This window comes from Streptomyces sp. NPDC048111 (assembly GCF_043202815.1).
Classification (GTDB): Bacteria; Actinomycetota; Actinomycetes; order Streptomycetales; family Streptomycetaceae; genus Streptomyces.
Window position 1 is genome coordinate 1 of the sequence record NZ_JBIDBD010000064.1, and the last position, 6,804, is coordinate 6,804.

4 protein-coding genes are annotated in these 6,804 nt (G+C 75.2%); 3 read left to right on the forward strand and 1 reads right to left on the reverse strand.

Going from position 1 to position 6,804, the window contains the following annotated elements; genetic code table 11:
* The first annotated feature begins 547 nt into the window (after positions 1 to 547).
* Positions 548 to 1,927 (forward strand): hypothetical protein, encoded by a 1,380-nt coding sequence (locus tag ACGF3I_RS35110; protein WP_393139374.1) that lies wholly within the window; start codon positions 548 to 550, stop codon positions 1,925 to 1,927.
* 115 nt (positions 1,928 to 2,042) lie between these two features.
* Here the strand turns inward: ACGF3I_RS35110 and ACGF3I_RS35115 are convergent, their stop codons facing one another.
* Complete coding sequence (locus tag ACGF3I_RS35115) at positions 2,043 to 2,744, reverse strand: DUF4232 domain-containing protein (RefSeq protein ID WP_393139376.1); 702 nt, start codon at positions 2,742 to 2,744, stop codon at positions 2,043 to 2,045.
* Positions 2,745 to 3,264: 520 nt separating this feature from the next.
* On the opposite strand from ACGF3I_RS35115, the gene ACGF3I_RS35120 reads away from it, so the two are divergent.
* Both ACGF3I_RS35120 and ACGF3I_RS35125 read left to right on the forward strand, forming a co-directional pair.
* Positions 3,265 to 4,203: a TIGR03084 family metal-binding protein gene (locus ACGF3I_RS35120; RefSeq protein WP_393139378.1), complete on the forward strand. Its 939-nt coding sequence runs from the start codon at positions 3,265 to 3,267 to the stop codon at positions 4,201 to 4,203.
* Complete coding sequence (locus tag ACGF3I_RS35125) at positions 4,200 to 6,101, forward strand: acyclic terpene utilization AtuA family protein (RefSeq protein ID WP_393139380.1); 1,902 nt, start codon at positions 4,200 to 4,202, stop codon at positions 6,099 to 6,101. The genes ACGF3I_RS35120 and ACGF3I_RS35125 overlap by 4 nt, the downstream gene beginning before the upstream one ends.
* Positions 6,102 to 6,804: the final 703 nt, after the last annotated feature.

Here is a 6,804-nt window from a genome sequence, read left to right on the forward strand (position 1 = left end):
GTTCAGGCGCGAAAGGGGGGTTCGGGGGCGCAGCCCCTGAGCAGGGGTGCAGGGGGCGGAGCCCCCGCCGGGGTTCGAGGGGCGGAGCCCCTCAGCGGGTCTGGGGTGCAGCCCCAGGGCCAGGCACCCTTCAACCCCCGTCACGGGCGGGCGGGTGGGCAAACCCGCCGGGGTCTGGGGCGGAGCCCCAGGGGGCCGGGCCAATCCAACCCGCTGCACGGGTGGGCGGGTGGGCAGCGCCCTCGGGGGTGCAGGGGGCAGAGCCCCTGCCCGGGGTCGAGGGGCGGAGCCTCTCAGCGGGTCTGGGGCGGAGCCCCAGGGTTCAGCCGGTGCAACCCGCTGCACGGGCGGGCGGGTGGGCAAACCCCCCGGGGCTTGGGGCGAAGCCCCAGGGGCCCAGCCGGTTCAACCCCCTGCACGGGCGGCGGGTGGGCAAGCGCCCCCGGGGTCTGGGGCGAAGCCCCAGGGAGCCCAGGACCGGGAAGGGCAAGCACCCCGCACCCCGCGCGGAGGCACCCCCGGTGAACCCCGCACTACGCTGACCCCCATGCCCCCCAGCCACCCCAACCCCCACGACATCATCACCCGGCTGGCCGCAGGCACCCCCCTGGAGCAGGCGCTCGACCCGGCCGACCCCGACGCCTGGGTCGACCTGGACGTCGGGGTCCGCGAACTCGCCTGGCGCAGACCGGAGTTGTTCCATCTCAGGGCCTCACCGTCGGGCCGGCAGCGCTCAGGCCCCCTCATGCGCACCATCACCTGGACCGGCCCGCCGGACGACGCCGAACTCGCCCTCGCCCTCTGCCACCCCGACGGCCACCTCCGCGAGGCCGCGCTGGACCGCGCCGACGGACGCCCGGCCCTGCTCCCGCTGATCGTCATCCGCTGCGCCGACTGGGCCGGGCCCGTCCGGGAACGGGCCCGCGCGGTCCTGGCCGCCGCACCCCCGCACCGGCTCGCCGCACACGCCCCCCTCGTCCTGCGGACCGCCGCACGCTCCCGGGGCGACTTCGCGCGGGACCTGCTGTCCGAGGCGCTGCGCACCGGGCCCGCCGCAGACGTCGAGGCTCTGCTCGGCGCCACCGACCGGGCCACGAGCCGCCTCGCCCACCGCATCGCCGTCGAGCGGCGACTGCTCCCCGCGGTGCGGCTCGCGCAGACCGCCGCCCACCACGCCGACATCGCCGTCCAGACCCTGTGCGCGGAAGCAGCCGTGGCCGCACTGTCCGACCCGGCCCCCGCGCAGACGGCCCCAGGCGATCCCGCACTGGCGGACGCCACCCCGAAGCAGACGGCCCCAGGCGATCCCGCACTGTCCGACCCGGCCCCCGAGCAAACAACCCCCGACGAACCCGAACCGGCGGACGCCACGCCCACCCCCACCGCCATCACCACCATCCTGCTGACCGCCCGCCACCCCCAGATCCGTGCGGCCGGGGTCACCGCGCTCCGGCGTGCCGAGCGGTACGCCGACGCCGAGCCCTACCTCGCCGACCGTGCCGGGGTCGTGCGCGCCTGTGCCCGTTATGTGCTGCGGCAGGGCGGCATCGATCCGATCCCGCTGTACCGCGCGCTGTGCGCCGACCCCGCCTCGTGGCCCGCCGCCACTGTGGGGCTCGGCGAGTGCGGGAAGCGCGAGGACACCGACCTCCTGCGGACGCTCCTGACCCACCCCCGACCCGCCGTGCGGGCCGGCGCCGTGGCCGGGCTCCGCGCATTGGACGCCGCGGGCCTCAGGGACGTACAACCCCTCCTGGAAGACCCCGCGTCGCCCGTGGTCCGCCAGGCGACGGCGGCCCTCCTGCCGTGGGCCGACCGCATACCGCCCGAGCTGCTGCACAGGCTGCGGGCCGAGGACCGGCCCCGCCACCAGCAGGTCGCCGCGGCCCGACTGCTCAGGGCCGCCGGGACGAAGACGTACTCCTGAGTCCGCCCCGGGTTTGAGGGGCCCCGGACCTGAGGCCGCCCCGGGCCTGAGGCCGCCCCGGGGCAGGCGCACAGGCACACTCCAAGCCGCCCCGGGGCGTCGACGCGCAGGCCGATCAGCCCCCCTGACCCGCGCTCCCGATCGGCCCCACCTTCACCTGCGAGCCGCCCCCCTCGGTCACCGGCAGCGTTGCCGCGCCCGGCCAGGCCAGCGTCGCCGTCTTCGTCTCTCCGGGCGGGGTCACGAGCAGGCCCGTGATGCGCACGCCCGAGCCGCCCGAGTCATTGGCCGGGTAACTGATGTTGAAGAACACCGACTTGCCGTTCTTCAGCGTGTCCAGGCTCGCCGGCTGGCCCGTGCGCTTCGCGGACAGTGACCCCGCGTTGGTCTTCAGGTCGACCCCCGCGAACCCGGACAGCATGCAGTCGTGCCCGCTGACGTTCTTGAACTCCACCGCGACGGAACGATCGGCATCGCCGCCGATCGTGCTGTCCGACGCGGAGATCTTCAGGTCGGCGGTCCGGCACTTGCCACCCTTGGCACTGCCACCCGAACCCCCCGAGCCCGCAGTGCCCGAACCGGCCGAGCCCGAGCCGCCGGTACCCTTCCCCGCGGAGTCCTTGCCGCCCCCCTGGTCCGATCCGGCCGAACCCGCCCCGGAGGAACCGGACCCCGAACCCGACCCGCCGGAGGCGGACGAACTGGACGCGGACGACGGGTCGTTCTGCGCCGTCGAGCCGTCGTCGCTCTGGCAGGCCGTGAGCGAGAGTCCCGCGGCGACGGCCAGGGCTGCGAAGGTGAGCTTGCGAACGCGCATCGAATTCTTCCTCAGGATCGGTTGGCAGTACGGTCCGCCCGGTACGGGCCGGTGTGCGTCGGGTACGTCGAGTGCCGACGCGGGAGCGTGTGCGGCGGCATACGGGCGGTCGTTCTGCACAGCTAGAGCACCCGGCCCCGCTGAACCGTTCCGCCCAACCCGCCCCCAGGACACACCTGTTACACGCAGGGCGGCGATCCCCCTGTGCGCGCGCCCCCGCGCCCCACCCGCTGGGACAGACCCGTGACCCGGAAGATCTTGACCCGCCGGGCAAGGCACACCCGGCCGTCCCGCGACCGCGCCCCGCGACCGCACCCCGCACTCCGCCCGTCCCGCGACCGCAACCCGCGACCGCGCCCCGCACTCCGCAACCCGGCCGTCCCGCGACCGCGACCCGCGGCCGCGCCCCGCACTCCGAGACCCACCCGATCGGCCGGAAATACATGCAAGCACGCTTGCTTGTTTCCAGACAGGCTGCCATGCTCCGGGGCACACCCGCTGTCCCGGAGGGGAGCGCCCCGTGTCCGAACCGGCCGGTCCAACCGACGCCGTGCTCGCCGTACTTGACGATCTGCTCGCCGAGGGAGGCGAACTGGACGCCCTCATCGGCGAGTTGAGCCCGGCGCAATGGGCGACGCCCACCGCGGCCCCCGGCTGGACCATCGCGCACCAGGTCGCGCACCTCGCCTGGACCGACACCGCCGCCCTGCTCTCCGTCACCGACCCCGAGGCCTTCGCCGCCGAGGTCGAGAAGGCCGTCGCCTCGCCGTACACCTTCGTCGACGACGGCGCCGAGGCCGGGGCGCTGCTGCCGCCCGACGAGCTGCTGTCCTGGTGGCGGGACAGCCGCGTACGGCTCCAGGAGGAGCTGCGCGCGGCCCCGCCCGGCGCCCGCTTTCCCTGGTACGGGCCGCCCATGTCCACCGCGTCGATGGCCACCGGTCGTCTGATGGAGACCTGGGCGCACGGGCAGGACGTCTTCGACGCCCTCGGCCGTACGCGCAGGCCCACCGACCGGCTGCGCCATGTCGCCCGCATCGGCATTCGCGCCCGCGACTACGCCTTCTCGGTACGGGGGTTGGAGCCGCCGGCGCAGGAGTTCCGCGTCGAGCTGACCGCGCCGGACGGACACGGACTCTGGACGTACGGTCCCGAGGACGCCCAACAGCGCGTCACCGGCAGCGCGTTGGAGTTCTGTCTGCTGGTCACCCAGCGGCTCCACCGCACCGACACCGACGTCCGCGCGGAGGGCGACGACGCCGACCGCTGGCTCGACATCGCCCAGGCCTTCGCCGGCCCCGCCGGTCCCGGCCGCCCGCGCCGCACGGACACCGTGGCCGGTCCCGGCCGCCCGCCCCGTACGGACACGGCGACCGGTCCCGGCCATCCGCCCCGTACGGACACCGTGACCGGTCCCGGCCATCCGCCCCGTACGGACTCCGCAGGAGGCGCCTCGTGAGCCAGAACGCCCCCATCCTGCGCATCGGGAACGCCTCAGGTTTCTACGGCGACCGCTTCGACGCGATGCGCGAGATGCTGACCGGCGGCCACCTCGACGTCCTGACCGGCGACTACCTCGCCGAACTCACCCTGCTCATCCTCGGCCGCGACCGGCTGCGCGATCCCCGGTTCGGATACGCCAAGACCTTCCTGCGCCAGCTGGAGGACTGCCTCGGCCTCGCGCACGAGCGCGGGGTGCGCATCGTCACCAATGCGGGCGGGCTCAATCCGGCCGGACTCGCCGACGCCATACGGGAGTTGAGCGAACGCGTGGGCGTGCCCGCGCGGGTCGCGCACGTCGAAGGGGACGCGCTCGCGCTGCCCGAGGGCGCACTCACGGCCAACGCCTACCTCGGCGGCGCCGGGATCGCGGCCTGTCTGCGCGGCGGGGCGGACATCGTGGTGACGGGTCGGGTCACCGACGCGGCGCTGGTCACGGGTCCCGCCGCGTGGTGGTTCGACTGGGGACCCGAGGAGTACGACGCGCTCGCGGGCGCGGTCGTCGCCGGGCACGTCCTGGAGTGCGGGACCCAGGCGACCGGAGGCAACTACTCGTTCTTCAAGGACGCTTTCAAGGGCGCTTTCGAGGACGCCTTCAAGGGTGCCTTCAAAGACGTCTCCGAAGGCGTTTCCGAAGACGTCGTCAACAGTGCCCAGGGGGCCTCGGCAGAGGTCGGCGAGCGGGTTGCAGAGGCGGGCTTCCCCGCAGGCCTCCCGGGAGGTGAGGGCGGGGCGGGGCGCGGTCTGCTGCGGCCGGGGTTCCCGCTCGCGGAGATCCACGCGGACGGCAGCTGCGTCATCACCAAGCACCCGGGTACCGGCGGAACGGTCGACACCGGCACGGTCACCGCGCAGCTCCTGTACGAGACCTCCGGGGCGCGCTACGCCGGGCCGGACGTCACCGCGCGGCTCGACACCGTACGGCTCGACCAGGACGGGCCCGACCGGGTGCGGATCACCGGGGTGCGGGGCGAGGCGCCGCCGCCGACGCTCAAGGCGGGGATCACGCGCATCGGGGGATGGCGCAACGAGGTCGTGTTCGTGCTGACCGGGCTCGACGTGCCGGAGAAGGCGGCGCTGGTGCGGGCGCAGGTGGACGACGCCTTCGCGCGCGCCAAGTCCCGTCCTGCAGAGGTCCGTTGGGAGCTGGCCCGCACCGATCATGCCGATGCGCCCACGCAGGAGGGGGCCAGCGCGCTGCTGCGGCTCGTCGTGCGGGACGCCGATGCGGAGGCGGTGGGACGGGTCGTGAGCGGCGCGGCGATCGAGCTGGCGCTCGGCAGCTACCCGGGCTTCCACGTCACGGCGCCGCCGGGGAAGGGGGCGCCCTACGGGGTGTTCTCGGCGCAGTACGTCGCGGCCGGGTCGGTCGAGCACGTGGCCGTACGGGCGGACGGTGTAAGGGAGTTGATCGCCCCGCCCGCCCGCACCATCCCCCTGTCGAAGGTGCCGGAGCCGCCCCTGCCACCGCTCTCGTACGACCCCACGGGGCCCACGCGACGCGTACCGCTGGGGACGCTCCTGGGGGCCCGGAGCGGGGACAAGGGTGGGGACGTGAATGTGGGGGTGTGGGTGCGTTCCGGTGCGGATGCGGATGCGGATGCGGATGCGGATGCGGTGTGGGGGTGGGTGGTGCGGGCGCTGTCGGTGGAGTTGTTCCGTGAACTCCTCCCGGAGGTGGGCGGGTTGGGGGTGACGCGCCATGTTCTGCCGAACCTGCGGGCGGTGAACTTCGTGGTGGAGGGGTTGTTGGGGGAGGGGGTTGCTTCGCAGGGGCGGTTTGATCCTCAGGGGAAGGGGGTGGGGGAGTGGTTGCGGGGGAGGGGGGTGGAGGTGCCGGTGGAGCTGCTGGGGTGATCTCCCCACCCCGCCCCTCGGTCGTGTGCGGACCGTGCTCGCTCCTCGCGCCGTTCCCCGCGCCCCTTGGCAGGACCGGTGCCGAGCAGCACGTGTGGCCCAGCCTGGCTCGCGCAGTTCCCCGCGCCCCTCAACCCCCTGTCGGGTGCGGGCCGTGGTCGCTTCTCGCGCAGTTCCCCGCGCCCCTGGCGGGACCGGTGGCGGGCAGCATGTGCGTCCCAGCCTGCCTCGCGCAGTTCCTCGCGCCCCTGGCGGGACTGGTGCTGGGCAGCACGTGTGGCCCTGCCTGCCTCGCGCAGTTCCCCGCGCCCCTAGCAGGACCGGTGCTGGGCAGCATCAAGCCACCTCAGCCCGTCCGGCGATTGAGGACGAGCGCCGTTCAGGTGCGATCGGGGGTGCAGGGGGCGGAGCCCCCGCCGGGGTCTGGGGCGCAGCCCCAGGGGCCGGACCCTTCGAACCCCGAGCAACGGGTGGGCGGGTGGGCACGCCCCCCCCGGGGGGGGGGGGGGGGGGGGGGGGGGGGGGGGGGGCGGGGGGGGGGGGGGGGGGGCCCCCCCCCCGGGGCCCCCCCCCCCCCCCCCCCCCGCCCGGGGGGGGGGGGCCCCCCCCCCCGGGGGGCGGGGGCCCCCCCCCCCCGGAGCCCAGGACCGGGAAGGGCAAGCACCCCGCACCCCGCGCGGAGGCACCCCCGGTGAACCCCGCA